A 21,786-nucleotide genomic window follows, 5' to 3' on the forward strand; every position below is an offset into this window, starting at 1 on the left:
TTCTCAAGTCTCGCTTTTGTCCTTGCGCTCCATCCATCGCACCAGCGGCAGCAGGGGAATGATCCAGCCGATGCCGACAACGGCGTAGAAGAGGAGCTCGACGCCCTTCGCCATCTCGGGCAGGCGGCTCTGCGCGAGTGCCATGACGACGAGCGCATAGACGCAGACGAAGATCAGCATCGCGATGGTGCCGACGAGCTTGCGTGTGCGCCGTTGCATGGGGGCTCCTCATCCGGTTCCAGGGTGCGGCGGTGCGGCTCGTTGTGCCGCCGCCTGCAAAGGCCTATGTCTCGCGGGACGAACGAGGCCGCAAGGGCCTTGCAGCCGCAGGAAGTAGACAGTTTCACGCGCCATGAACAGTGCCGTTTCCATTTCCGTCCCGCAGGTCGACCGGGAGGCCTCGCGCCGCATGGCGCCGGTCCGGGCATGGCTCTGGCTGCTCGCCGGCCTCGTGCTCGTCATGATCCTCGTCGGCGGCGCGACGCGCCTCACGGATTCCGGCCTGTCGATCACCGAATGGAAGCCGGTCACCGGCGCCCTCCTGCCGATGAGCGAGGAGGCCTGGCAGCGCGAGTTCGACCTCTACCGCCAGATCCCGCAATACGAGCTCGTCAACAAGGGCATGACGCTCGCCGAGTTCAAGTCGATCTATCTGTGGGAGTGGGGGCATCGCCAGCTCGGCCGCTTCATCGGGCTCGCCTTCTTCCTGCCGCTCGCGTTCTTCGCCTGGCGTGGGCAGGTGCGCGGGCGCCTGCTGCTGACCATCGCCGCCATCGGCGCCATGGGCGGGCTGCAGGCCACTGTCGGCTGGATCATGGTGGCCTCCGGCCTGAAGCCGGGCATGACGGCGGTCGCGCCGGTCAAGCTCATGCTGCACATGCTCATCGCCTGCGGCATCCTCGGCGCCCTCGTCTGGGTCGCGACCGGCCTCGGCCGCTTTGCGCCGGAGCATGCGCCGGCGCGCCTCAGGCGCACCGCCTCCCTGCTGATCGGTCTCACCGTGCTGCAGATCGCCCTCGGCGCGATCGTCGCCGGGCTCGACGCGGGCCTCTCCTACAACACCTGGCCGCTGATGGACGGGCGCCTCGTGCCCGCCGTCGGCACGCTCTTCCCGATCACGCCGTGGGCGGAGAACTTCGTCGAGAGCATCGCCCTCGTGCAGTTCAACCACCGCCTGGGCGCCTATGTGCTGCTCGCTCTCGCCCTGTGGCATGCGGTGGACGCTTTGCGCAGCATGCCGGGGAGCGCGACGGCGCGACGGGCCACGCTGCTCGCGGCGCTCGTCGTCGCCCAGGCGCTCGTCGGCATCACCACCCTGCTGCTCGTCGTGCCTTTGTGGGCCGCGCTGCTGCACCAGGGTCTCGCCGTGCTGCTGCTCGGCGCCTGCGTCCATCACCGGCGCCGGATGCCCGAGCTGGCGCCGCTCGCGGTGCCGGCCCGGGCCTGAGGCCGCGAGCCTTTTCCGCTGTGCGCCGCCGCGCCGGCAGGCTGGTGCAAGCCTTTCCCCGTTAATCCTCGGGCGACATCCCATCGGATGTCGACGGCTTTAGTCCGAATGGATGAGTCGTGTGCTCGCGCACGTCCGCGGGCGGCGGTCGCGCTCAGGATAAAGCTGCGTTAAGGTTCGCTTCAGGCGGACGACGGCCGTGGCTGATGGAGGGCACGTCGATGGCGGGCATGGTGACGATCTTCCACGCGGGTTTGTGGCCCGGGATCGCTGCATCCTGCATCTGCATGGCCGAGCTCGCGGAGGGCGCGACGCGCCGGCGCACGGGCCGCCCGCACTCAGCTGCACGCGAACTCTTCCAGCCGCGGCCGGTTGTCGCCACGGTGTCCGAGGCGGGCCGCCGCATCCGGCCGCCCGCCGATTCCAGCTATCACTGCTGAGGAGGCGGCGGCTCAGGAGGCCGCCGCCAGCGCCTGGTCGATGTCGGCGATGATGTCCGCCGCGTCCTCCAGCCCGATCGACAGGCGCACCACATTGCCCGCAACACCTGCCTTCGCCCGTTCCTGCGGCGGCATGTTGCGGTGCGTGGTCGTCGCCGGATGGATGGCGAGCGAGCGCGTCTCGCCGATATTGGCGATGTGCGAGAAGAGCTTCAGCGCCGCGATGAAGCGCGTCGCAGCCTGGTCCCCGCCCTTGAGCGCCACCGTGAAGACCGAGCCTGCCCCCTCCGGGCTGTAGCGGTCGGCGATCGCCTTGCCGGGATGGCCCTCGATGGAGGGATAGCTCACCTCCGCCACGGCCGGGTGGGCGGCAAGGTGCTGCGCCACGGCCTTGGCATTGGCGCAGTGGCGCGCCATGCGCAACGGGAGCGTCTCAATTCCGGTCAGCGTCAGGAAGGCGGTGGCCGGCGAGATGCCCGGGCCGAGGTCGCGCAGGCCATAGAGGCGGGCCGCGACGGCAAAGGCGTTCTTAGGGAAGGCCTCGGCGAGCACGATGCCTTCGTAGTCGCCCCAGGGCGCCGAGATGAGCGGGTAGCGCGCGTCGCCCGCCCAGTCGAAGCTGCCACCGTCGACGATGATGCCGCCGATGACCTGCCCGTGGCCGCCGAGGAACTTCGACGTCGAATGGAAGACGATGTCGGCCCCGTGCTCGAACGGCCGGATGAGATAGGGGCTCGCCAGCGTGTTGTCGACGATGAGCGGCACCTTGTGGCGCTTGGCGATGGCCGAGATCGCCTGAAGGTCCACGACGCTGCCGCAGGGATTGACGATGGATTCGACGACGATCGCCTTCGTCTTCCCCGTCACGGCGGCCGCGATGCTGGCGGGGTCGGTCGGGTCGGCGAAATGGACCTTGAGGCCATGGCGCTGCTCGAGGCGGCGCATGAGGCCGAGCGAGCCGCCGAAGAGGCGGCTGGCGGCGACATATTCGTCGCCGCTTTCCATGAGCGTCAGGAGGATGACGAGGAGTGCCGCCTGGCCGGAGCCGATGGCGACCGATAGGGTGCCGCCCTCGAGATCAGAGACGCGGCGCTCCAGCGCCGCCGTCGTCGGGTTGCTGCCGCGCGAATAGGAGAAGCCGATCTTGCGCAGGGCGAAGATGTCGGCCGCCTCCTCGGGATCGTCGAAGACGAAGCCGTTCGTCAGGTAGATCGGCGTGGTGCGGGCCCCCGTCGCCGGGTCGGGCGCCGCACCCGCATGCACCGCCCGCGTGGCAAAGCCCGTCTTGTTACACTCAACGCTCATGGGTCACGCTCCGCAACGGGCAGGCTCAGGCCGACAGGGCCTGGTCGAGGTCGGCGATGAGATCGGCCGGGTCTTCGAGGCCGATGGACAGGCGCACCACGTCCGGCCCGGCGCCGGCCGCCACCTTCTGCTCGTCGCTGAGCTGGCGGTGGGTGGTCGAGGCTGGGTGGATGACGAGCGAACGCGTGTCGCCGATATTGGCGAGGTGCGAGAAGAGCTGCAGCTTCGAGACGAGGTTGACGCCCGCCTCATAGCCGCCCTTGAGGCCGAAGGTGAAGACGGCGCCGGCGCCCTTCGGGCAGTAGCGCCTGGCGAGCGTGTAATAGCGGTCGCCCTCGAGGCCGGGATAGCTCACCCAGGCGATGGCCGGATGGGAGGCGAGGTGCTGCGCCACCGTGAGCGTCGAATCCGACACGCGCTGCATGCGCAGCGGCAGGGTCTCGATGCCGTTGAGGATGAGGAAGGCGTTGAAGGGCGACAAAGCCGGGCCGAGGTCGCGCAGGCCGAGCACGCGCGTCGCGATGGCGAAGGCGAAGTTGCCGAAGGTCTCGCCCAGCACCATGCCGCCGTATTCCGGCCGCGGCTTCGACAGCATCGGATAGCGCTCGTCGCCGACCCAGTTGAAGGTCCCGCCGTCGACGATGAGGCCGGCGATGGAATTGCCGTGGCCGCCGAGGAACTTGGTGGCCGAATGGACGACGATGTCGGCCCCGTGCTCGAAGGGGCGCCACAGATAGGGCGTCGCCATCGTGTTGTCGACGATGAGCGGGATGTTGGCCCGCTTGGCGATGGCCGAGATGGCGGCGATGTCGACGATGACGCCGCCCGGGTTGGCGATCGACTCGACGAAGATCGCCTTGGTCTTGGGCGTCAGGGCCCGCTCGAAGGTGGACAGGTCGTCCGGGTCGGCCCACACCACGTTCCAGCCGAAGCTCTTGTAGGAATGGTTGAACTGGTTGATCGAGCCGCCATAGAGCTTCTTCGAGGCGATGAACTCGTCGCCCGGCTGCAGCAGGGCGTGGAAGGTCAGGAACTCCGCCGCATGGCCGGAAGCGACGGCGAGCGCCGCCGTGCCGCCCTCGAGCGCCGCTACGCGCTCCTCCAGCACCGCGCAGGTCGGGTTGCCGATGCGCGTGTAGATGTTGCCGAAGGCCTGCAGGCCGAAGAGCGAGGCCGCGTGGTCGACGTCGTCGAAGACGAAGGAGGTCGTCTGGTAGATGGGCGTGGCGCGCGCGCCGGTCGCCGGATCGGGCTGGGCACCGGCGTGGATGGCAAGCGTATTGAACCCGGGCACACGGTCGGCCATGGAACATCTCCTCCGGCATTCGCTTTAAAAGGCGTTCGTTCGTAATAACGAACGACGCGTTTGCCGTCAACGAGGAGGAGAGAACGAGGAGCCGTGTGTACGCTGTCCGCTCAGATCTTCTCGCCGGGCAAGCGGCTGGCCTGCTTCACCCAGGCGGCGAACTGCTCTTCATCGAGACCGCCCTCGTGGATGTCGAGATAGCGCACGTCCTTGTGCTTGGACGCGCCGGGCGGAACGGGATCGAGCGACGCGCCGCGGAAGAATGTCACCTTCACGTATTTCGTGAAGCAATGAAAGCTCAGGAACCAGCCCTGGCCCTCCACGCCGTAGAAGGGTGAGTTCCACTTAACGGCCTTCGTGACGCCCGGGACGGCCCGCACGATCAGCGTGTCGAGGCGGCGGCCGAGCTCGCTCTTCCAGCCCGGCATGGCCGCGATATAGGCCTCTATGGGGGCATCGCCGTATCCCTTGGGGATCTGGGGATTGCCCCCGGAGAGAAGAACGACCCCGCCCGGCTGCGCCGCTTCCGTTGCAGCCCCGGTGGCGGTCTTCGTCCTTGCCGTTTTCGCAGGCTTGGCCGCTTTCGCAGGTTTGGCGGGGGGCTTCGTCATCCGTTCACTGCTCCTGCGGGATGTGGCGCATGGTACGCCACCGCGCGGCATGGGGCTGCACGAACATGTAGAGGCCCGTGGGAAACAGCAGGAAGAGCGGGACGAGCGCCAGGAGATAGACCCAGAAGCGCGGCTCCGTGCCGCCCCACATGGCGACGACGTTGGCGATGAAGCCCACGGTGAAAGCAACCGACAGCCACCGGTGGAAACGGCGGATCGACGCGCTCCAGTTCATCGGGAGGTCCTTTTTTTCTTCCGGGACGGCTTCGACGGCCGGCGGCCTCTGCCTCAATCGATCCGCGTCAGGACTTCTTCCAGCGCCGAGAGGAACCGCGGCCAGCCCGCCATGGCACCCCGGTAATAGGGCTGCTGATCCGGCCGGAAGCCCGTCTGCTCCATGCGCAGGTGGGTGCCGGTCTCCGTCGGCGTCAGCGTCCAGGTGACGACGCTCTCGAGGTCCTTGGTGTCCCACCTATAGGACAGCCGCTTGTCGGGCTCGACGGTCTCGACCCGGCAGTCGACCGCGCCCCAGTCGGCGGTGAGGTTGAAGCGGTGGTTCACCACCGGCTTGAAGTCGTTCTTCATGAGCCATTCCTCGATGAGGTGCGGCTGTGTGAGGGCGCGCCAGAGCTTTTCCGGCGGATAGGGGAATTCCCGTTCGACGACGACGGAAAGGCGTTCGGTGGCTGTGTCGCTCATTGGTCCATTCTCTTGAGCAGGTCTTCAAGGTCATCGAACCTGGCCTGCCAGAAACCCGACATCTGCCTGGTCCAGTCAACCAGCGGGGCGAGGGCGGCGCGCTGCGCGCTGTAATGCGTCTGGCGGCCCTCGTGACGGTCGCGCACCAGCCCCGCCCGCTTCAGGATCCCGAGATGTTTCGAGACCGCCGGCTGGGAGACCCCCGCCTTGGCCGTCAGCGCGGCGACCGTCTGGTCTCCGTCGCGGCACAGCCGCTCGAAGATGGCGCGCCGCGTCGGATCGGCGAGCGTCCTGAAGAGGAGGTCGTGGGCTTGCGATGTCACGATCGATAACTTTCCAGCTATGAATAATCCATAACTGGCGGGCTATGGATGAGTCAATGGGCTCCCTGGCCGAGGGCGCTGGCGCGTGCTCGATGGGGATGCTTCCGGCGAAGGCAGGCCGTCGATCCGCCGGGAATTGCCCTGGCGGGTCATTGGCGATTGGAAAGGGTGGGAAGGGGAACGGCTCTGCCGGAGCGTTCCGCCGTTCGCTCGAACGAACGGCCTATCGGTCGCCCGGCTTGAAGATGGTGCGCTTCTGGAAGCCCTTGTCGGCCATGGCCGGCTTCTTGGCCGAGATGATGCGCGAATTGATCCCCTGCCAGCCGATCTCGCCTGAGAGGCGCCCGTATTCGATCTTCGGGCAGCGGTTCATGACCACCTTGAGCCCCCGCGCCTCGGCCCGCTCGGCGGCCGCATCGTTGCGCACCGACAGCTGCATCCAGATGACCCTGGGCAGCGGCGAGAGCGCCAGCGCCTCGTCCGTCACCGGGCCCGCGGCCTCGGAGTTGCGGAAGATCTCAACCATGTCGACCGGGTGGGGAATGTCCGCGAGGCGGCCGTAGACCGTCTTGCCGAGCAGGGTCTTGCCGGCGAGGCCCGGGTTGATCGGGATGACGTCGTAGCCCCGTTCGAGGAGGTATTTCGTGACGATATAGCTCGGCCGGGCCGGATTGGCCGAGGCGCCGACGAGCGCGATCGTCTTCACGCTCTTCAGGATATCGCGGATATAGGCATCGGAATAGTTGTCATGCTCCACGGCGCCGGGCGCCGCGGCCCGGGTGGAGGAGGGGGCGTTCGGGATCATCGGCCCTGCCAGTTCGGTTCGCGTTTCTCGATGAAGGCGCCGATGCCCTCTTCGGCATCGCGCGCCAGCATGTTCTCCACCATCACGGCGCTGGCGTGCCGATAGGCGTCGCTCAGGCCCATCTCGAGCTGTTCGTAGAAGGCGCGCTTGCCGATCTTCAGGGTCAGCGGCGACTTGGCGGCGATGGTGCGCGCCATGGCGAGCGCCGCCGCGAGCGCCTCGCCTTCAGCGACCACGCGGTTGACGAGGCCGAAGCGCGCCGCGTCCTGCGCGTCGACCATCTCTCCCGTCAGCAGCATCTCCATGGCGTGCTTGCGCGGGACGTTGCGCGACAGCGCGACCATCGGCGTCGAGCAGAAGAGGCCGATGTGGACGCCCGGCGTGCAGAACCGTGCCGCCGCCCCCGCGACGGCGAGGTCGCAGCTCGCCACCAGCTGGCAGCCGGCCGCGGTCGCAACGCCCTCGACGGCGGCGATCACTGGCTGCGGCAGGCGCACGATGCGCTGCATCATGGCCGAGCAGGTGCCGAGCACTTCCGTGAAATAGGCGCGTCCACGGTCGGGATCCGCGCGGCGGGCGGTCATCTCCTTGAGGTCGTGCCCCGCCGAGAAGACCGGGCCCGCGGCCGCAAGGACGACGACGCGCACGTCCTGCCGGCTGGCGATGCCGTCAAGCTCCTCGCTGACGGCGGCCATCAGCGCCTCGCTCAGGCTGTTGCGGGCCTTCGGCCGGTTGAGCGTGAGGAGTGCGATGCCCTCCTCGGGCTCCTCCACGAGGAGCGCGGGCGTGTCGATCGTCGTCTCGGTATTCATGCATTCCTCGCCGGGCGCGGGCGCCGAAGGCCGGTTTGCCGATCTGCCTATTGTCGGCGGCGTCACGGCATGCTGCAACCAAGGCAATATGGTCGAGATCCATGAAACGGGAAGGGGGATGCGCGCATGGCGGCATGGGCAGAGTTGCAGCCGGTGATGAGCGTGGCCGAGCTCGAGGCGTTCCTGGACAGGGAATTTCCCCAGATCCACGCCGGCGGGCGCATCTATGGCGTCGAGGCGGTGGGGCCGATGTCGGCGCGCCTGCGCTGCGCCTATGACGAGCGCCACATCCGCCCGGGCGGCACCATCTCGGGGCCGACCATCATGGCGCTCGCCGATCTTGCTCTCTACGTCGCCATCCTCGGCGCCATCGGCCCGGTCGGCCTCGCCGTCACCACCAACCTGTCCTTCAACTTCCTGCGCAAGCCCGGCCGGCGCGACCTTCTCGCCGACTGCCGCCTGCTCAAGCTCGGCAAGCGCCTCGCCGTCGGCGAGGTCACCATCTTCTCGGACGGGGAGGAGGAGCCCGTCGCCCATGCGACAGGGACCTATTCCATCCCGCCGCGGTGAAGAAAATTGCGGTATTATAATACCATTATAGGTAAGTTATTGATATTTAACGGGTTGTCCGCGTTGACGCCTCGCCACCGCGCTTGACGCGGGCGCCGGCCTCATGTAGAGCACGCCCACCTTGAACGGCGCTGCCCCGTGCGGCGCCGTTGCAGTGTTCCCGCGGGGTCCTCGAGAAGGTCTCCGCATCATCTCGGAAGAGACCCATGAAGACCTATTCGGCAAAGCCGGCCGACGTCGAGAAGAAGTGGGTGCTCATCGATGCGAAGGGCCTCGTCGTCGGCCGCCTCGCCTCGATCATCGCCATGCGCCTGCGTGGCAAGCACAAGCCCTCCTTCACGCCTCACGTCGACTGCGGCGACAACGTCATCGTCATCAACGCGGACAAGGTGGTGCTCACCGGCCGCAAGCGTGAGCAGAAGGTGTACTACCACCACACCGGCTATCCGGGTGGCATCAAGGAGCGCACCGCCAAGTTCATCCTCGAGGGCCGCTTCCCCGAGCGCGTCGTCGAGAAGGCGGTGGAGCGCATGCTCCCGCGCGGCCCCCTGGGCCGCAAGCAGCTCGGCAACCTGCGCGTCTACGGCGGTTCGCAGCATCCGCACGAGGCTCAGCAGCCCGAGGCGCTGGACGTCGCCGCGCTCAATTCGAAGAACGTGAGGAGCGCCTGATCATGGCCGAGACCCTCCAGAGCCTTTCCGATCTCGGCCAGGCGGTTGCCCCGCAGGCCGTGTCCGAGGCGCCCGTGCACGAGCAGAAGCTCGACAAGCTCGGCCGCGCCTATGCCACCGGCAAGCGCAAGGACGCCATCGCGCGCGTCTGGATCAAGCCCGGCGCCGGCAAGATCGTCGTCAACGACCGTGAGCTCGACGTCTATTTCGCGCGTCCGGTGCTGCGCATGATCCTGCAGCAGCCGCTCGTGCTGACCGAGCGCGTCGGCCAGTACGACGTGATGGTCAACGTCACCGGCGGCGGCCTCTCCGGCCAGGCCGGTGCTGTGCGCCACGGCCTCGCCAAGGCGCTGACCCACTACGAGCCGGAGCTGCGCTCCGTCCTCAAGAAGCAGGGCTTCCTGACGCGCGACAGCCGCGTCGTCGAGCGCAAGAAGTACGGCCGCGCCAAGGCCCGCCGTTCCTTCCAGTTCTCGAAGCGCTGATCGCCTCGCGTTTCACGCTTTCCACGCGAAAAGGGCGGCCCTCGGGCCGCCCTTTTGTTTTCGGCTCTCGCCTGTGCGCACCAGGCGACTCATCGCCTATCCGCCGGCGGCCCCATCCCCATGGCATTGATCACGTCCTGCGGCACCCGGTAGTCGCGGTAGAGCTGGGCGCTCGAGCGCAGGCCGCAGGCCTCGCGCTGGACGACGAGGTGCCACAGCGCGGTGCCCGCCTGCCGCACCAGCCGTTTCCGGTCGGCGTCGGTGCCTCTGCCGGCATCGCAGGCCTCGATGGCGGCGAGCGCGGCTTCGAGCGCCCGCCCCAGACGCCCGAGGGCGGAGGCGCTTTCCTGCAGCATCTCCTGCTGCAGGGCGTCATAGGCCATGCCGGTTGTATCGGCGCGGGAGGTGAGGCGAGGGGGACGCAGGCTCATCGGCTGCCCGGCTCACATTGCCTTTATCGCTGCCGCATCACTTCGCGGCCACCGGCCGCTGCTCCCGCAGTTCGAAGCGCCCGGTCGGCCCGCCGGCCTCGCGCCAGGCGGCGAAGCCGCCGCCGAGATGGGCGACGGGCTTGAGCCCCATCCGCGCGGCGGTCGCCGCGCCGAGCGCCGAGCGCCAGCCGCCGGCACAGAAGAAGATGAAGCGCTTGTCCTGCGAGAAGACCGACTTGTGATAGGGGCTCTCCGGGTCGATCCAGAACTCCAGCATGCCGCGCGGGCAATGGAAGGCGCCGGGAATGGTGCCCTCGCGCTCCAGCTCGCGCGGGTCGCGCAGGTCCACGAAGACGACGTCGTCGCGGCCGTGCAGGGCGATGGCCGCCGGCGCGTCGAGGGTCTCGACCGCGCGCTCGGCCTCGGCGAGCATCTTTTTGTAACCCAGGGTGATGTTCTGCGGCATCGTCTCGATCCTCCCGTCGCCCGCGGCTGGCACGCCATGCTAGCGCGGTCGCCTCTTCCTTGGGGAGATCGCGGCGCGCAGATTGTTCCCGCACCGGCCATCGGGCACGATGTTCGTGATTGGACATCTATATGGGGATGGCACGTGGAGGTTTTCAGCCCGGCGGACTATGTCGCCCTCGGCTTTTTCGTCGTCGCCTGGATCGGCTACAAGATCGTCGTCGAGCACTCGCGCTTCGCCGAGCAGAGCCTCAACGTGATGATGAACAACTATCGCCACGTCTGGATGGCGCGGATGCTCGAGCGCGAGTTGCGCATCGTCGACACCACCATCATGGCGACGCTGCAGAACGGCACCGCCTTCTTCGCCTCGACCTCGCTCATCGTCATCGGCGGCGCGCTCGCCCTGCTGCGTTCGACAGACGAGGTGCTCACCCTCGTCGCCGACCTGCCCTTCGGCCTGCAGACCACACGCATCGCCTGGGAGCTGAAGGTCATCGGCATCGTCATCATCTTCGGTTACGCCTTCTTCAAGTTCTCCTGGTCCTACCGCCTGTTCAACTATGCCGCGATCCTCATCGGCGCGACGCCGGCGGCGGAGAAGGACAGGGCCGCAGATGCCGCGGCCCGGGCGGCCGCCGCGCGGGCGGGGCAGATGGCGGTCGTCGCGGGGCGCCACTTCAACCGCGGCCAGCGCGCCTTTTTCTTCGCGCTCGCCTATCTCGGTTGGTTCCTCAGCCCCTATCTCTTCTTCTTCTCGACGGCCGCGGTGCTCGTCGTCATGGCGCGGCGCCAGTTCTCGTCGGAGGCGCGGGCCGCGCTCGACGTGCGGGAACGCGATTGACGCGGCGGCCCGGGAGGGGCAGGCAGGAGCGATGACAGCCGATGCGACTCGCGACGCCGAAATCGCCACCCTCATGCTCACGCTCGCCGCTGAATGCGGACCGGGCAAGACGCTCGACCCCACCGCGGTCGCCCGCGCCCACGCCGGCCCGCACCCGGATGCCTGGGGCCCGCTGATGCAGCCCGTCCGGCGCGTCGCCGTGGCCCTCGCGCACGAGGGACGCCTCGTCATCTACCGCAAGGGCAAGCCGGTCGACCCTGACGACTTCCGCGGCATCTACCGCATCGGGCTGCCGCGCGTGGAGTGATCGTTTCCAATACCGCAGCGCGACGGGCGCGGCGCGTGCGCTGATTCCCTCTCCCGCTGGGCGGGGAGGCTCCCGCCCTCGATCCGCGCCGGGGATCATCCCCTGGGAAGCAGCGTCGGCGTGTAGCCCATCAGGCGGTAGGCCACGAGGCCGACCCATTCCTTGGCCGAGAGGTCCGCGAGGCGTAGCCCCTCCGAGAAGGTGCGGAAGGGGCGATAAAAGTCGTCCGGCTTGCCGTCGGCGTGGAAGTCGACGGGATAGGGCACCACATCGAAGCCGACGGCCTCGAAGCAGCCGACGGCACGCGGCATGTGATAGGCCGAGGTGACGAGCAGCCAGCGCTCGCCCGGCCGCGGCTGCACCAGGTCGCGGGTGAAGAGCGCATTCTCCCGCGTGTTGCGGGAGCGGTCCTCGTAGAGGACATTCTCCGTCCGCATGCCGACGGCCGTGAACAGCGCCCGCGCCGCATCGGCCTCCGTATATTCCTCTTCCGTCAGCAGGCTGGCCGAGCCGCCGGTGAAGACGATGCGGGCCTCGGGCAGAAGGCGCGCGAGCTCGATCGTCGCCGTCATGCGCGCGGCGGCATCGGTGAACTTGATCTGATGGCGGTTCATGCCGATGGCGCCGCCGAGCACGATGACGCCGGCGACGGGCTCGCCATCGAGGCGCGGCACGGCCGCGAAGCGGTCCTCGAGGACCCGCATCGAGATGCGGGCGAGCGGCGAGGCCCCGACGATCAGGAAGCCGATGATGCCGATGGCCACGAGGCCGCGGCCGAGGCGGCGGTAGCGCGAGAAGAGCAGCACGAGCCCGATAAGCGTGATGACGGTCAGCACGTTGCTCGGCGTGACGAAGAACCAGAAGATCTTCGAGAGATAGAAAAACATGGCTGCCCCGTATTGCCCGCCTGGTGCCCGCGATCAGCGGGTCTCGCTCAGCCGCCGCAGCAGCCGCTCGACATGGATGGTGCGCTCGGCCACCTCCCTGAGCTCGCAGCCCGCCTCGAAGACCGCCGCGCGCGGTGAGGCGGGGAACGCCTGCGAGATGAAGCTGCAGTTGAGGTCCGCATAGCTCTCCCAGGCCTGCTGCACGGCCGTGAAATGGGTGCGTGCCGCCCCGTCGAGCTTGCCGTCGAGGGCGGCGATCGCGCTCGTCATGCGCTCGCGCCAGACGGCGACCTCACGGCGTGAGCAGGCGATCTCCGCCGCGCGGCGATCGCCCTCGTCGCGCCGCGCGCAGACGAGCGCGATGGAGCCGATGCAGGCCGACGGGGCGCGGCCGCTCTCGCCGAGGCACTGGGCCATCGCGTCACGATCGGCGGCGATGACCTCACCGGCGCTTTTCAGCTCCGTCGCAGCCGCGGGGGCGGGAAGTCCCACCGCGGCGAGCGCGAGAAGGCCGGCAACCGCCGCGGCGGTGCGTCGGCCAGATCTCGGCATGGGAGGCTGCGGCATCGAATCCCGTTCCTGCATGGTGGGATCATGGCGTCAGGCTGCAGCCCCGCGTCAAGCGGCGATGCCTGCGCCGGACTGGCGAGAAGCCGCAGCGCCGGGCGAGAAGGATCTAGGCAACCGCCGCCGCTCGCGCCTCAGGCGGCCTTGTCCCAGGCGGGCGCCCAGGAGGGATCGATCATGCGCCCGTCGGGCCTGGCGAGGGCGCTGATGCGCGCCATCTCGTCCTCGTCGAGCGCAAAGTCGAAGATGTCGATGTTCTGCGCGATGCGCTCGCGGTTGGCGGATTTCGGGATGGCGACGACGCCCGGCTGCTGGACGTGCCAGCGCAGCACCACCTGGGCCGGCGTCTTGCCGTGCCGCTCGGCGATCTCGATGACCGCACGCTCGTCGAGCAGCTGGCCGCGGCCGAGCGGGCAATAGGCCGTGAAGGCGAGGCCGTGGCGACGGCAGGCGTCGAGGACCTTCGACTGGTCGAGGTAGGGGTGATATTCGCACTGGTTGGCCACCAGCGGCTCGTCCGAGCGCGCCACCGCCTCGTCGAGGAGCGCGACGGGGAAGTTGGAGACGCCGATGTGGCGCGTGAGCCCGTCGCGCCTCGCCCGGCCGAGCGCCTTGATCGTCTCCTTCAGCGGGATGCTGGCGTTCGGCCAGTGGATGAGCAGCAGGTCGACCGCGTCGAGGCCGAGGCGCCTGAGGCTCGCTTCGGCCGAGCGCATCACGTTGCTCTCCGAGAGGTCCTCGTACCAGACCTTCGTCGTCACGAAGAGCTTGTCGCGGGAGATGCCGGAGGCGCGGATGCCCTGGCCCACGGCCTCCTCGTTGCCGTAGCGGGCGGCGGTGTCGATGTGGCGGTAGCCCGCCTCGATCGCCCACTGGACGGCAGCGATGCAGGCGTCATTCGTTGCTTCCCAGGTGCCGAGCCCGAGAGCGGGAATGGCGGCGCCGTTGGCTTCGACGAGCGGAGCGGTCATGCGGGATACCTCGTTCGTTCGGACGTCGGTTGCGGGGCCGGCCGCGGGCGCGGCTCAGCCGGCGGCCTTGCTGTTGCGCAGCGCCTCGGCCTGAGCATAGAAGCGCTTTTCCCACTCTTTGTGATTGTCGAGCCCCTCGCGGATGAAGGGCGTGAAGACAGCGATGTTGAGCAGCAGCCAGTTGACGAGGTTCGCCGGGAAGCGCAGCGGCTTGACGAAGTCGACAAAGAGCACGACGCGCGTCTTGTCCGTGTGGTTCCAGGCCTCGTGGTTGTAGGCGTCGTCGAAGACGAGCGCCTTGCCCTCTTCCCAGTGGCAGATCTGCTTGTCGACGCGGATGGCGAGCTTGTCGCGCGGCTCGGGCACGATGAGGCCGAGGTGCAGGCGCAGCACGCCGTTGTAGGGCCCGCGGTGCGCCGGCAGGTGCTTGCCGGGCTCGAAGATGGAGAACATCGCCGTCTTGAGGCCCGGGATCTTCTGCACGATGCGCCAGGTCTCGGGGCACTGCTTGATGTTCTGCTCCGACGTGAGGCCGTAGCCGGCGAGGAAGAAGGTCTTCCACCCCGTGTCCTTGCTGATGGTCTTCACGTCCGTCGAGATGTCCTGGAAAGACGGCAGGTCCGCCTGGCGCACCAGCACCTTCTCCAGTTCGGTGCGGATGAGGGGCCACTCGCGCTCGATCTCCGCCACCCAGGGGAAGGTGGCATTGTCGTAGACGGGCGGGTTGCCGACCTTGGAATAGTTGAGGTTGAGCTTCTCGGCCCAGGCGACGATGCCCATGAGCACGCGCGTGACGAGGCTCGGCCGGTCCATGGGGGCGATGCCCTCGGTGCCGAAGGTCTGCGTCGCGCCGCCGGCCGTGGCCGTGGAGGTGTGGGCTTCCTGCTTCAAAGTTCCTGCTCCCGGTCCTGGGTGCCCCGCGCCAATGGTCTTGCGGTTTCGACCGCGCTCAACCGTAGTTAGCTAATGACAGCCGCCGTTGGCCGCAACGGCCCTGAATGCGATTCTACCGTCCGCTGCATGCAAAAGAAGCGGGGCCGACAGCAGATTGGAGCTGTTCGAAACAGCAACGAGCGCTCGCGCCCGCCGCTGCGACCGCGGGCAGTTCGATCGTCGGCGATGGCGATTTTATGACGGGAGAACTGCCGCGCTGATGCAGGCTGACGATCAGCCAATACTTTGAAAGCGCTGTCTCTAGTTTGAAAGCGCTTGTGTTCCACTCTGCAAGGTCATGGCCGGGCTCGTCCCGGCCATCCACGTCTTTGACGTTGCTCTTTGTCTTAAAAGCGTGGATGCCCGCGACAGGCGCGGGCATGACGCGGGGAGCCGCCGCACGTCATGGCCGATTGCAGCGCGGCGGTTGTGATTCGCGCCCGCCGCCGCTACTTCGTCTTCTCGAAGAGCTCGCGGCCGATGAGCATGCGGCGGATCTCGCTGGTGCCGGCGCCGATCTCGTAGAGCTTGGCGTCGCGCAGCAGGCGGCCGGTCGCATAATCGTTGATGTAGCCGTTGCCGCCGAGGAGCTGGATGGCGTCGAGGGCGCATTGCGTCGCCTTCTCGGCGGCGTAGAGGATGGCGCCGGCCGCGTCCTCGCGTGTCGTCTCGCCCCGGTCGCACGCCTTCGCCACGGCGTAGACGTAAGCCTTGCAGGCGTTCATCGTCACATACATGTCGGCGAGCTTGCCCTGCACGAGCTGGAACGAGCCGATCGGCTGGCCGAACTGCTTGCGCTCGTGGACATAGGGCATCGCCACGTCGAGGCAGGCCTGCATGATGCCGATCGGCCCGGCCGCCAGCACCACGCGCTCGTAGTCGAGGCCCGACATCAGCACGTTGACGCCCTTGCCGACGCTGCCGAGCACGTTCTCCTCGGGCACTTCGCAGTCCTCGAACACGAGTTCGCAGGTGTCGGAGCCGCGCATGCCGAGCTTGTCGAGCTTCTGGGCGGTGGAGAAGCCCTTCATGCCCTTCTCGATGAGGAAGGCGGTGATGCCGCGCGACCCGGCCTCGGGGTCCGTCTTGGCATAGACGACGAGCGTCTCGGCGACGGGCCCGTTGGTGATCCACATCTTGTTGCCGTTGAGGACATAGCGGTCGCCGCGCTTCTCCGCCCGCGTCTTCATCGAGACGACGTCGGAGCCTGCGCCGGGCTCCGACATCGCGAGCGCGCCGACGTGCTCCCCGGAGATGAGCTTGGGCAGGTAGCGGCGCTTCTGCTCGGCCGTGCCGTTGCGGCGGATCTGGTTGACGCAGAGGTTGGAATGGGCGCCGTAGCTGAGGCCAACCGAAGCGGAGGCGCGGGAGACCTCCTCCATCGCCACGCAATGTTCCAGATAGCCGAGGCCGGCCCCGCCGAACTCCTCCTCCACGGTGATGCCGTGCAGGCCGAGCGCGCCCATCTCGGGCCACAGGTCGCGCGGGAAGGTGTTGGTGCGGTCGATCTCCTCGGCGCGCGGGGCGATCTTGTCCTGCGCGAAGGCGTGCACCGTCTCGCGGATGGCGTCGGCCGTCTCGCCGAGGTCGAAGTTGAAGTCCTGCGGACGGTTGCTGAGCATGGCGGCCTCCTCCTCTGATCTTGGTCCCTCTTATACGCGCATGGGCGGAAGCCTGTCAGCGCACTGGGCCGTGCGCCGATGCCAAGCCGGCGCCTCGGCCTCGCGCACACCCATTAGCCCGTCATTAAGCGGGCGCTGCTAGCGTCCAGCCATCTTTATGTCGAAAGCCCCGGAGCGCCCTTGCAACCGTCCCCGCAGCATCTCGAGCCGAAGGCTCCCGCGGGATGGCGCCGCGTGGCACAAAGGCTCGCCTCGCGCCAGGTGCTGTCGGCGGCGACCACGCTCGCCATTCGCGTCGCCTCGGCGGGTATCGGCTACGTGGTGCAGTTCGCGCTGGCGCGGGCCCTCGGCGCGTCGGAATACGGCATCTTCGCCCTCGCGTGGCTGTGGGTGACGATCGGCGGTTTCGCCGGCTGCTTCGGCTTCAGCCAGACGGTGGTGCGCTTCCTGCCGCGCTATCGGCAGAAGGGCGACATGGCCCTGCACGACGCCTTCCTCACCGTCGGGCGGCGGGTCGTCGCCCTCGTCTCCGGCGTTCTCGCCCTTGTCGGCGCCGCCGTGACGCTTCTTGCCGGCGGCTGGGCCGGCGGGGTTGCGCCCTTCCTCATCGCGGCCGCCTGCGTGCCCGTCTTCGCCTATGCCGACCTGCTCGAGGGCACGGCACGCTCGCGCGGCTGGCTCGGCCTCGCCTTCATCCCGCCCTACATCCTGCGGCAGCTCCTCGTGCTCGGCCTGGTCGCCGGTGCCTACGGCCTCGGCTGGCCGGGCACGGCCGTCACGGCGATGGCCGCCACTTTCGTCGCGCTCGTCATCGCGGCGGCCGTCCAGCACGTCCTCCTCACGCGCCGGCTGCCCAAGGCGGACGTGCCGAAGAAGAACCTGCGCCGCGTGCTGCCGCTGTGGCTGCGCTCGGGTGGGCTCCTCTTTCTCGCCGACGGCGCGCGGCTCCTGCGCACCTATGGCGACACCATCGTGCTCAGCGCCTTCCTGCCGCCGGCGGCGGTCGGCATCTACTTCGCCGCGACCCGTGTCGCCTCGGTGCTGGGCTTCGTCGAATATTCCGTCAGCGCCGCGATGGGCTACCGCTTCGCCACCATGGCGGCGAGCGGCGACCGGCATGCCCTCGCGCGCCGCGCGGTCCATGCGGCCGTCGTCACGCTGGTGCCGGTGCTCGTCGGCGGCCTCGTGCTGTGGCTCATCGGCGGCTTCGTCCTCGGCCTGTTCGGCGAGGCCTTCGTGGCCGGCACGGCGGTGCTGCCGCTGCTCATCGCCGCGCAGGTGCTCCGCGCCGCGGTCGGGCCGGCCGACGACCTGCTCAACGTGCTCGGGCGCGAGCGCTGGACCTTCATCGGCCAGCTCGCCGGGCTCGTCGTCAATGTCGCGACGGGGCTCGCCCTGGTGCCGGTCCTCGGCATCGTGGGGGCGGGGCTCGCCTCCCTCGCCGCCATGGCGGCGACGACGGCCATCCTCGGCATCGGCGCGTGGCTCCTTCTCGGCGGTCACCTGCGCGGCGGGACGGCATCGGGCGGCCGTATCGGGCCGGGGGGGCAAGCGTGATCGGGGGATCGGGACTGAGGAGCATGCCGGGTTCGGGGGAGGGAATGATGAGAGTCGCATTTCACGGAAGCACGCATCCGCCCAATGCCACCTACCGATGCGTCATGACGACGGTGGCGGACCTGCTGCCGCACCGCGAAGCCTGGGAGAGGCTGGCGAAGTCGGCGGTCGAGCCCAATCCGTTCTATGAGCCGGACGCCTTGCTGGCGGCCGCCCGCTATGTCGAGGGGGGCACGCTCTGGGTCGTCGCCATCTGGCGCGACGGGAGGGAAGGGGGCGAACTCGCCGGGCTGTTCCCGCTGCAGTTCGGCGCCCTGAGGCAGGGCGTCCTCTGGCCGCTGCCGAGCCTCTACGTCAACCACATGTTCTCCGCCACCAGCGCGCCCCTGATCTCCGAAAGCGATCCGGAAGGCGTGTGGGAAGCCTTCCTCGGTGATCTCGGCAACCTCTGCCGGGGCGGCGCGGTCCTCAAGTGCCCCCGCCTGCCGCGCGGGCGCGGCGCGTCGATCGCGCTCGAGAACGTCATGGCCAGGCAGGGCCTCAGCCACGCATGGCTGTACGGATACACGCGGCCGGCCGTCGAGAGCGACCTCTCCTACGACGCCTATGCCGCGCGCTATTCGCCCAAGCGCCGGCGCAACCTGCGCCGCGCCGAGCAGCTTCTGGCATCCCAGGGGGAGGTGACCTTCCACAGCGTCCGGGGGCCGGGGCCCGAGGCGGCGCGCGCCTATGCGGATTTCCTCGCCCTCGAGGCGGCCGGCTGGAAGGGGGCCGCAGGCACCGCCCTCGCCAAGAGCGAGGCCACCCAGGGTTTCGGCGAGCACCTGTTCGGGCCGCAGCGCGTGGCCGATGGCGTCGCCTTCGACGTGCTGGCCGTCGCCGGCCGGGCCGTGGCGATCAACGTCAATCTCGTGCGTGGCGGCGTCGTCTATGCGGCCAAGAGCGCCTATGACGAGAGCCTGTCGCAGGCGAGCCCGGGCACGCTGCTCGATCTTCACCTCCTGCGCCGCACGCTGGACGAGAAGGCTTACGCGCGGCTCGATTCCTGCGCCCAGCCCAACCATCCGCTCGCCGCCTACTGGCTGGAGGAGCAGGAGGTCGGTGCCGTATTCCTCGCCACGACGGCGAGCACGCCGCGCTGGTATTTCGACATGATGCTCCTCACCGTGCGCCAGACACGGCGCCTGCGCGAGCAGGCGAAGGAGCTGATCGAGCGCTTCTGGCAGTAGGCGACGGAAGGCGGGCCGGCGCGCCGGCCCGCGAGCGCCCGCCGGCCGGTCCTCAGAGCTCGCCCGCCTTGAACTTTTCCCACATGTCCGCCGTGCCGTAGAAGGCGTTGCGGTCGACGTCGCCCGTCACGCCCGGTACGCGGCCCGTGGTGGTGAACTGCCAGAAGCTCCAGCGCCGGCCGTTGTAGCGTTCCTCCGGCTCGGCGGCGACGGAGCGCAGCCAGAAGTGATAGCCCGGCAGCTCGTTCTCCAGCACCTCCTGGTGGAAGGTGATGTCGGTGTAGATGATGGGCCGCTTGCCCGTATGCGCCTCGAGCTCGGCCAGCATCAGCCGGATCTTTTCGAGCGCCACCTCGCGCGGCACCTTCTGCGGGCAGGTCTTGGAATGGCCGTTCCACTCGACGTCGAGGACGGGCGGCAGCGCGTCGGGGTCGTTCGGGATGTGTTGGCGGAACCACTGCGCCTGCTCGTGCGCCGGGCGGCACCAGTAGACGAAGTGATAGGCGCCGCGGGGGATGCCGGCCGCACGCGCTCCCGCCCAGTTCTTGTAGAAGCTCGGGTCGATGTGGTCGCCGCCCTCGGTCGCCTTGATGAAGACGAACTGGGTGCCGGCGCGCCGCACGGCCGCCCAGTCGATCTCGCCCTGCCAGCGCGACACGTCGATGCCCTGGATCGGGTAGCGGTGCGCCTTGGCAACGCCGGGATGCGGCTTGCGATCGCCCTTGTCGGGATAGAACGTGTCGATGGAGGAGCAGGCGACGAGGGCGAGGGCGGTGAGGGAGGTGACGGCGAGGCGGCGGAGCATCGGGCGGCGGGCGCTCATTGGAAGGGACATGCCGCGACGATTCGTTTCAATAGATTGACGAACCCTTTACGACAGCCCGAACCACAGGGTGGCGATCCCCAAAAAGGCGAAGAACCCGATCACGTCCGTCGTCGTCGTCACGAAGGGGCCTGACGATACGGCGGGGTCGACCCCGAGCCGGTTCAGGGTCAGCGGGATGAGGATGCCGCCCAGCGCCGCCACCGACAAGACGGTGAGGATGGCGAGGCCGATGACGAAGCCGAGGTCGCGGATGCCGAACCACATCACCGCCACCGTGCCGAGGATGATGGCGAAGCCGACGCCGTTGCAGATGCCGACCGCGACCTCGCGGCGGATGATGCGCCAGGTGTTGGAGCGGCGTAGCTCCTGCGTCGCGAGCGCGCGCACCGTCACCGTCATCGTCTGCGTGCCGGCATTGCCGCCGATGGAGGCGACGATCGGCATGAGGACGGCGAGCACAACCATCTGCTGGATCGAGGCCTCGAACAGGTGGATGACATTGGCCGCCACGATGGCCGTGATGAGATTGGCGAAGAGCCACGGAAAGCGGCTGCGCACCGTGTACCAGATGGTATCCGACAGCTCCTCGTCGCCCTTGACGCCACCGAGCGCCTTGAGGTCCTCGTCCGCCTCCTCCTCGATGACGTCGACGATATCGTCGATCATCATCACGCCGACGAGGCGCTTGGCCTCGTCGACGACGGCGCAGGAGACGAGGTTGTAGCGCTGGAACAGCCGCGCCGCCTTCTCCTGGTCGTCGGTCGCCTCGATGAGGTGCTGGTCCTCGTTCATGACGTCGCTGATCTTCACCGGCCGCTTGGTGCGCAGAAGGCGGTCGAGCGGCACCGTGCCGATCAGCTGGTAGGAAGGGTCGACGACGAAGATCTCGTAGAAGGTGTCGGGCAGGTCCTCGGTGTCGCGCATGTAGTCGATGGTCTGCCCCACCGTCCAGAACGGCGGCACGGCGATGAACTCCGTCTGCATGCGCCGCCCGGCCGAATCCTCCGGATAGTCCAGCGAGCGCTGCAGCGCCACGCGCTCGGGCGGCGGCAGTTGCCCGAGCACCTCGGCCTTGTCGGCCTCGTCGAGGTCCTCGAGAATGTAGACGGCATCGTCGACGTCGAGCTCGCGCACGCCCTCGGCGATGTTGGCGTTCGGGATGCTCTCGAGCAGCTCCTCGCGGATCGCGTCGTCGACCTCGGTGAGGGCCGCGAAGTCGAAGTCGCTGCCGAGCAGCGCGACGAGCCGCGGGCGGTCGTCATAGTCGAGCGCCTCGATGAGGGCGCCGAGATCGGCCTCGTGGAGCGGGGCGGCGAGGCGGCGCAGATCTTCGGCATCGCCGTCGGCAATGGCCTCGGAGACGCTTCCCAGGAAGCTCGGATTGACGTTGCCTTCCTCGTCCCGGAACGCGAGCGCCTCGGGCGCCGTCTCGTGCTCGACGTTCACCATGCTGATCCGCCCGCTGGTGTGAGGTTCGACGCCCTTCTAGGTGCGGTCCCTGCGGAAGACAACCGCCCACACGCGGCTTTGTTGCACGATCGAGGCCCTGTGGCCCGGCTGCCTCACGGGCGAAGGCGGCGTCTCACAGGCCGAGCTGCGGCCCGCGCGGCGCCGTGCCGCCGACGACGAGCACCCAATAGTCGCGCCCGCCCGCCCGGGCACGGGCGAAGCCG

The 21,786-nt window shown here is 68.5% G+C and carries 28 protein-coding genes; 10 read left to right on the top strand and 18 right to left on the bottom strand.

What is annotated here, in order from left to right:
• Positions 1 to 3: 3 nt before the first annotated feature.
• Complete coding sequence (locus GGR16_RS04640; RefSeq protein WP_019401853.1) at positions 4 to 219, bottom strand: DUF2842 domain-containing protein; 216 nt, start codon at positions 217 to 219, stop codon at positions 4 to 6.
• A gap of 133 nt (positions 220 to 352) precedes the next feature.
• On the opposite strand from GGR16_RS04640, the gene GGR16_RS04645 reads away from it, so the two are divergent.
• Positions 353 to 1,447, top strand: a complete 1,095-nt coding sequence (locus GGR16_RS04645; protein WP_183315831.1) for a COX15/CtaA family protein — start codon at positions 353 to 355, stop codon at positions 1,445 to 1,447.
• 230 nt (positions 1,448 to 1,677) lie between these two features.
• The gene (locus GGR16_RS04650; RefSeq protein ID WP_183315832.1) at positions 1,678 to 1,887 is read left to right on the top strand and encodes a hypothetical protein; all 210 of its coding nucleotides are present in this window, start codon (positions 1,678 to 1,680) and stop codon (positions 1,885 to 1,887) included.
• A gap of 12 nt (positions 1,888 to 1,899) precedes the next feature.
• Here GGR16_RS04650 and GGR16_RS04655 read toward each other — a convergent pair whose 3' ends face one another.
• The 8 genes from GGR16_RS04655 to GGR16_RS04690 all read right to left on the bottom strand — a co-directional run bounded on the left by GGR16_RS04655 (position 1,900) and on the right by GGR16_RS04690 (position 7,748).
• A complete protein-coding gene (locus GGR16_RS04655) occupies positions 1,900 to 3,192 on the bottom strand; it encodes an O-acetylhomoserine aminocarboxypropyltransferase/cysteine synthase family protein (protein ID WP_183315833.1) in 1,293 nt (430 codons plus the stop codon).
• Positions 3,193 to 3,217: 25 nt separating this feature from the next.
• The gene (locus GGR16_RS04660; RefSeq protein WP_183315834.1) at positions 3,218 to 4,498 is read right to left on the bottom strand and encodes an O-acetylhomoserine aminocarboxypropyltransferase; all 1,281 of its coding nucleotides are present in this window, start codon (positions 4,496 to 4,498) and stop codon (positions 3,218 to 3,220) included.
• A 110-nt stretch (positions 4,499 to 4,608) separates the two neighbouring features.
• Positions 4,609 to 5,109, bottom strand: a complete 501-nt coding sequence (locus GGR16_RS04665; protein WP_183315835.1) for a DUF1801 domain-containing protein — start codon at positions 5,107 to 5,109, stop codon at positions 4,609 to 4,611.
• A gap of 4 nt (positions 5,110 to 5,113) precedes the next feature.
• Positions 5,114 to 5,344: a hypothetical protein gene (locus GGR16_RS04670; protein WP_183315836.1), complete on the bottom strand. Its 231-nt coding sequence runs from the start codon at positions 5,342 to 5,344 to the stop codon at positions 5,114 to 5,116.
• 53 nt (positions 5,345 to 5,397) lie between these two features.
• The gene (locus GGR16_RS04675; RefSeq protein ID WP_019400126.1) at positions 5,398 to 5,808 is read right to left on the bottom strand and encodes an SRPBCC family protein; all 411 of its coding nucleotides are present in this window, start codon (positions 5,806 to 5,808) and stop codon (positions 5,398 to 5,400) included.
• Entirely contained in the window at positions 5,805 to 6,131 is a 327-nt protein-coding gene (locus GGR16_RS04680) for an ArsR/SmtB family transcription factor (RefSeq protein ID WP_019400125.1), read from the bottom strand. The genes GGR16_RS04675 and GGR16_RS04680 overlap by 4 nt, the downstream gene beginning before the upstream one ends.
• A 223-nt stretch (positions 6,132 to 6,354) precedes the next feature.
• Complete coding sequence (locus GGR16_RS04685; RefSeq protein WP_019400124.1) at positions 6,355 to 6,936, bottom strand: CoA-binding protein; 582 nt, start codon at positions 6,934 to 6,936, stop codon at positions 6,355 to 6,357.
• Positions 6,933 to 7,748, bottom strand: a complete 816-nt coding sequence (locus GGR16_RS04690; protein WP_183315837.1) for an enoyl-CoA hydratase — start codon at positions 7,746 to 7,748, stop codon at positions 6,933 to 6,935. Before GGR16_RS04690 ends, GGR16_RS04685 begins: the two co-directional genes overlap by 4 nt.
• Between GGR16_RS04690 and GGR16_RS04695 the strand changes: the two genes are divergently transcribed.
• The 4 genes from GGR16_RS04695 to rpsI all read left to right on the top strand — a co-directional run bounded on the left by GGR16_RS04695 (position 7,723) and on the right by rpsI (position 9,474).
• A complete protein-coding gene (locus GGR16_RS04695) occupies positions 7,723 to 7,905 on the top strand; it encodes a hypothetical protein (RefSeq protein ID WP_156332784.1) in 183 nt (60 codons plus the stop codon). The two genes, GGR16_RS04690 and GGR16_RS04695, sit on opposite strands and share 26 nt — an antisense overlap.
• Entirely contained in the window at positions 7,875 to 8,318 is a 444-nt protein-coding gene (locus GGR16_RS04700) for a PaaI family thioesterase (RefSeq protein ID WP_019400122.1), read from the top strand. Before GGR16_RS04695 ends, GGR16_RS04700 begins: the two co-directional genes overlap by 31 nt.
• A 206-nt stretch (positions 8,319 to 8,524) precedes the next feature.
• Complete coding sequence (gene rplM / locus GGR16_RS04705; RefSeq protein ID WP_019400121.1) at positions 8,525 to 8,989, top strand: 50S ribosomal protein L13; 465 nt, start codon at positions 8,525 to 8,527, stop codon at positions 8,987 to 8,989.
• 2 nt (positions 8,990 to 8,991) lie between these two features.
• Positions 8,992 to 9,474, top strand: coding sequence for a 30S ribosomal protein S9 (rpsI, locus tag GGR16_RS04710; RefSeq protein WP_019400120.1), 483 nt, complete (start codon positions 8,992 to 8,994; stop codon positions 9,472 to 9,474).
• An 89-nt stretch (positions 9,475 to 9,563) separates the two neighbouring features.
• On the opposite strand, the gene GGR16_RS04715 is transcribed toward rpsI, so the two are convergent.
• Together GGR16_RS04715 and GGR16_RS04720 are read right to left on the bottom strand one after the other, a co-directional pair.
• Positions 9,564 to 9,905 (bottom strand): DUF6665 family protein, encoded by a 342-nt coding sequence (locus GGR16_RS04715; RefSeq protein WP_246372811.1) that lies wholly within the window; start codon positions 9,903 to 9,905, stop codon positions 9,564 to 9,566.
• Positions 9,906 to 9,942: 37 nt separating this feature from the next.
• Entirely contained in the window at positions 9,943 to 10,371 is a 429-nt protein-coding gene (locus tag GGR16_RS04720) for a rhodanese-like domain-containing protein (protein ID WP_019400118.1), read from the bottom strand.
• 144 nt (positions 10,372 to 10,515) lie between these two features.
• On the opposite strand from GGR16_RS04720, the gene GGR16_RS04725 reads away from it, so the two are divergent.
• Together GGR16_RS04725 and GGR16_RS04730 are read left to right on the top strand one after the other, a co-directional pair.
• Complete coding sequence (locus GGR16_RS04725) at positions 10,516 to 11,214, top strand: DUF599 family protein (RefSeq protein WP_183315839.1); 699 nt, start codon at positions 10,516 to 10,518, stop codon at positions 11,212 to 11,214.
• Between the two features lie 31 nt (positions 11,215 to 11,245).
• Positions 11,246 to 11,521: a DUF3253 domain-containing protein gene (locus GGR16_RS04730; RefSeq protein WP_019400116.1), complete on the top strand. Its 276-nt coding sequence runs from the start codon at positions 11,246 to 11,248 to the stop codon at positions 11,519 to 11,521.
• A gap of 95 nt (positions 11,522 to 11,616) precedes the next feature.
• Here GGR16_RS04730 and GGR16_RS04735 read toward each other — a convergent pair whose 3' ends face one another.
• The 5 genes from GGR16_RS04735 to GGR16_RS04755 form a co-directional block, all read right to left on the bottom strand.
• Positions 11,617 to 12,408: a YdcF family protein gene (locus tag GGR16_RS04735; RefSeq protein ID WP_183315840.1), complete on the bottom strand. Its 792-nt coding sequence runs from the start codon at positions 12,406 to 12,408 to the stop codon at positions 11,617 to 11,619.
• Between the two features lie 33 nt (positions 12,409 to 12,441).
• Positions 12,442 to 12,960: a lysozyme inhibitor LprI family protein gene (locus GGR16_RS04740; RefSeq protein WP_183315842.1), complete on the bottom strand. Its 519-nt coding sequence runs from the start codon at positions 12,958 to 12,960 to the stop codon at positions 12,442 to 12,444.
• Positions 12,961 to 13,109: 149 nt separating this feature from the next.
• A complete protein-coding gene (locus tag GGR16_RS04745) occupies positions 13,110 to 13,946 on the bottom strand; it encodes an aldo/keto reductase (RefSeq protein WP_183315843.1) in 837 nt (278 codons plus the stop codon).
• A 54-nt stretch (positions 13,947 to 14,000) separates the two neighbouring features.
• The gene (gene olsC, locus GGR16_RS04750; RefSeq protein ID WP_183315844.1) at positions 14,001 to 14,837 is read right to left on the bottom strand and encodes an ornithine lipid ester-linked acyl 2-hydroxylase OlsC; all 837 of its coding nucleotides are present in this window, start codon (positions 14,835 to 14,837) and stop codon (positions 14,001 to 14,003) included.
• 491 nt (positions 14,838 to 15,328) lie between these two features.
• Positions 15,329 to 16,501, bottom strand: a complete 1,173-nt coding sequence (locus GGR16_RS04755) for an isovaleryl-CoA dehydrogenase (protein WP_019400111.1) — start codon at positions 16,499 to 16,501, stop codon at positions 15,329 to 15,331.
• Positions 16,502 to 16,735: 234 nt separating this feature from the next.
• On the opposite strand from GGR16_RS04755, the gene GGR16_RS04760 reads away from it, so the two are divergent.
• Together GGR16_RS04760 and GGR16_RS04765 are read left to right on the top strand one after the other, a co-directional pair.
• Positions 16,736 to 18,058 (top strand): oligosaccharide flippase family protein, encoded by a 1,323-nt coding sequence (locus GGR16_RS04760; RefSeq protein ID WP_183315845.1) that lies wholly within the window; start codon positions 16,736 to 16,738, stop codon positions 18,056 to 18,058.
• 47 nt (positions 18,059 to 18,105) lie between these two features.
• Positions 18,106 to 19,287 (top strand): GNAT family N-acetyltransferase, encoded by a 1,182-nt coding sequence (locus GGR16_RS04765; protein WP_183315846.1) that lies wholly within the window; start codon positions 18,106 to 18,108, stop codon positions 19,285 to 19,287.
• Positions 19,288 to 19,339: 52 nt separating this feature from the next.
• On the opposite strand, the gene GGR16_RS04770 is transcribed toward GGR16_RS04765, so the two are convergent.
• Positions 19,340 to 20,122, bottom strand: coding sequence for a glycoside hydrolase family 25 protein (locus tag GGR16_RS04770; RefSeq protein ID WP_156332786.1), 783 nt, complete (start codon positions 20,120 to 20,122; stop codon positions 19,340 to 19,342).
• 36 nt (positions 20,123 to 20,158) lie between these two features.
• Positions 20,159 to 21,562: a magnesium transporter gene (gene mgtE, locus GGR16_RS04775; protein WP_019401979.1), complete on the bottom strand. Its 1,404-nt coding sequence runs from the start codon at positions 21,560 to 21,562 to the stop codon at positions 20,159 to 20,161.
• Positions 21,563 to 21,786 lie beyond the last annotated feature (224 nt).

The sequence above is a fragment of the Chelatococcus caeni genome (assembly GCF_014196925.1).
GTDB classification, from domain to species: domain Bacteria; phylum Pseudomonadota; class Alphaproteobacteria; order Rhizobiales; family Beijerinckiaceae; genus Chelatococcus_A; species Chelatococcus_A caeni.

What these genes read in the sequence shown, in the direction of transcription:
- GGR16_RS04685 (WP_019400124.1), bottom strand. Translation starts at nt 6,936, where the DNA reads ATGATCCCGAACGCCCCCTCCTCCACCCGGGCCGCGGCGCCCGGCGCC.
- GGR16_RS04715 (WP_246372811.1), bottom strand. Translation starts at nt 9,905, where the DNA reads ATGAGCCTGCGTCCCCCTCGCCTCACCTCCCGCGCCGATACAACCGGC.
- GGR16_RS04755 (WP_019400111.1), bottom strand. Translation starts at nt 16,501, where the DNA reads ATGCTCAGCAACCGTCCGCAGGACTTCAACTTCGACCTCGGCGAGACG.
- GGR16_RS04765 (WP_183315846.1), top strand. Translation starts at nt 18,106, where the DNA reads ATGAGAGTCGCATTTCACGGAAGCACGCATCCGCCCAATGCCACCTAC.
- GGR16_RS04740 (WP_183315842.1), bottom strand. Translation starts at nt 12,960, where the DNA reads ATGCCGAGATCTGGCCGACGCACCGCCGCGGCGGTTGCCGGCCTTCTC.
- GGR16_RS04720 (WP_019400118.1), bottom strand. Translation starts at nt 10,371, where the DNA reads ATGCCGCAGAACATCACCCTGGGTTACAAAAAGATGCTCGCCGAGGCC.
- GGR16_RS04690 (WP_183315837.1), bottom strand. Translation starts at nt 7,748, where the DNA reads ATGAATACCGAGACGACGATCGACACGCCCGCGCTCCTCGTGGAGGAG.
- GGR16_RS04735 (WP_183315840.1), bottom strand. Translation starts at nt 12,408, where the DNA reads ATGTTTTTCTATCTCTCGAAGATCTTCTGGTTCTTCGTCACGCCGAGC.
- GGR16_RS04660 (WP_183315834.1), bottom strand. Translation starts at nt 4,498, where the DNA reads ATGGCCGACCGTGTGCCCGGGTTCAATACGCTTGCCATCCACGCCGGT.
- GGR16_RS04645 (WP_183315831.1), top strand. Translation starts at nt 353, where the DNA reads ATGAACAGTGCCGTTTCCATTTCCGTCCCGCAGGTCGACCGGGAGGCC.
- mgtE (WP_019401979.1), bottom strand. Translation starts at nt 21,562, where the DNA reads ATGGTGAACGTCGAGCACGAGACGGCGCCCGAGGCGCTCGCGTTCCGG.
- GGR16_RS04640 (WP_019401853.1), bottom strand. Translation starts at nt 219, where the DNA reads ATGCAACGGCGCACACGCAAGCTCGTCGGCACCATCGCGATGCTGATC.
- rplM (WP_019400121.1), top strand. Translation starts at nt 8,525, where the DNA reads ATGAAGACCTATTCGGCAAAGCCGGCCGACGTCGAGAAGAAGTGGGTG.
- GGR16_RS04730 (WP_019400116.1), top strand. Translation starts at nt 11,246, where the DNA reads ATGACAGCCGATGCGACTCGCGACGCCGAAATCGCCACCCTCATGCTC.
- GGR16_RS04665 (WP_183315835.1), bottom strand. Translation starts at nt 5,109, where the DNA reads ATGACGAAGCCCCCCGCCAAACCTGCGAAAGCGGCCAAGCCTGCGAAA.
- GGR16_RS04655 (WP_183315833.1), bottom strand. Translation starts at nt 3,192, where the DNA reads ATGAGCGTTGAGTGTAACAAGACGGGCTTTGCCACGCGGGCGGTGCAT.
- GGR16_RS04650 (WP_183315832.1), top strand. Translation starts at nt 1,678, where the DNA reads ATGGTGACGATCTTCCACGCGGGTTTGTGGCCCGGGATCGCTGCATCC.
- GGR16_RS04670 (WP_183315836.1), bottom strand. Translation starts at nt 5,344, where the DNA reads ATGAACTGGAGCGCGTCGATCCGCCGTTTCCACCGGTGGCTGTCGGTT.
- GGR16_RS04675 (WP_019400126.1), bottom strand. Translation starts at nt 5,808, where the DNA reads ATGAGCGACACAGCCACCGAACGCCTTTCCGTCGTCGTCGAACGGGAA.
- rpsI (WP_019400120.1), top strand. Translation starts at nt 8,992, where the DNA reads ATGGCCGAGACCCTCCAGAGCCTTTCCGATCTCGGCCAGGCGGTTGCC.
- GGR16_RS04745 (WP_183315843.1), bottom strand. Translation starts at nt 13,946, where the DNA reads ATGACCGCTCCGCTCGTCGAAGCCAACGGCGCCGCCATTCCCGCTCTC.
- GGR16_RS04700 (WP_019400122.1), top strand. Translation starts at nt 7,875, where the DNA reads ATGGCGGCATGGGCAGAGTTGCAGCCGGTGATGAGCGTGGCCGAGCTC.
- GGR16_RS04770 (WP_156332786.1), bottom strand. Translation starts at nt 20,122, where the DNA reads ATGTCCCTTCCAATGAGCGCCCGCCGCCCGATGCTCCGCCGCCTCGCC.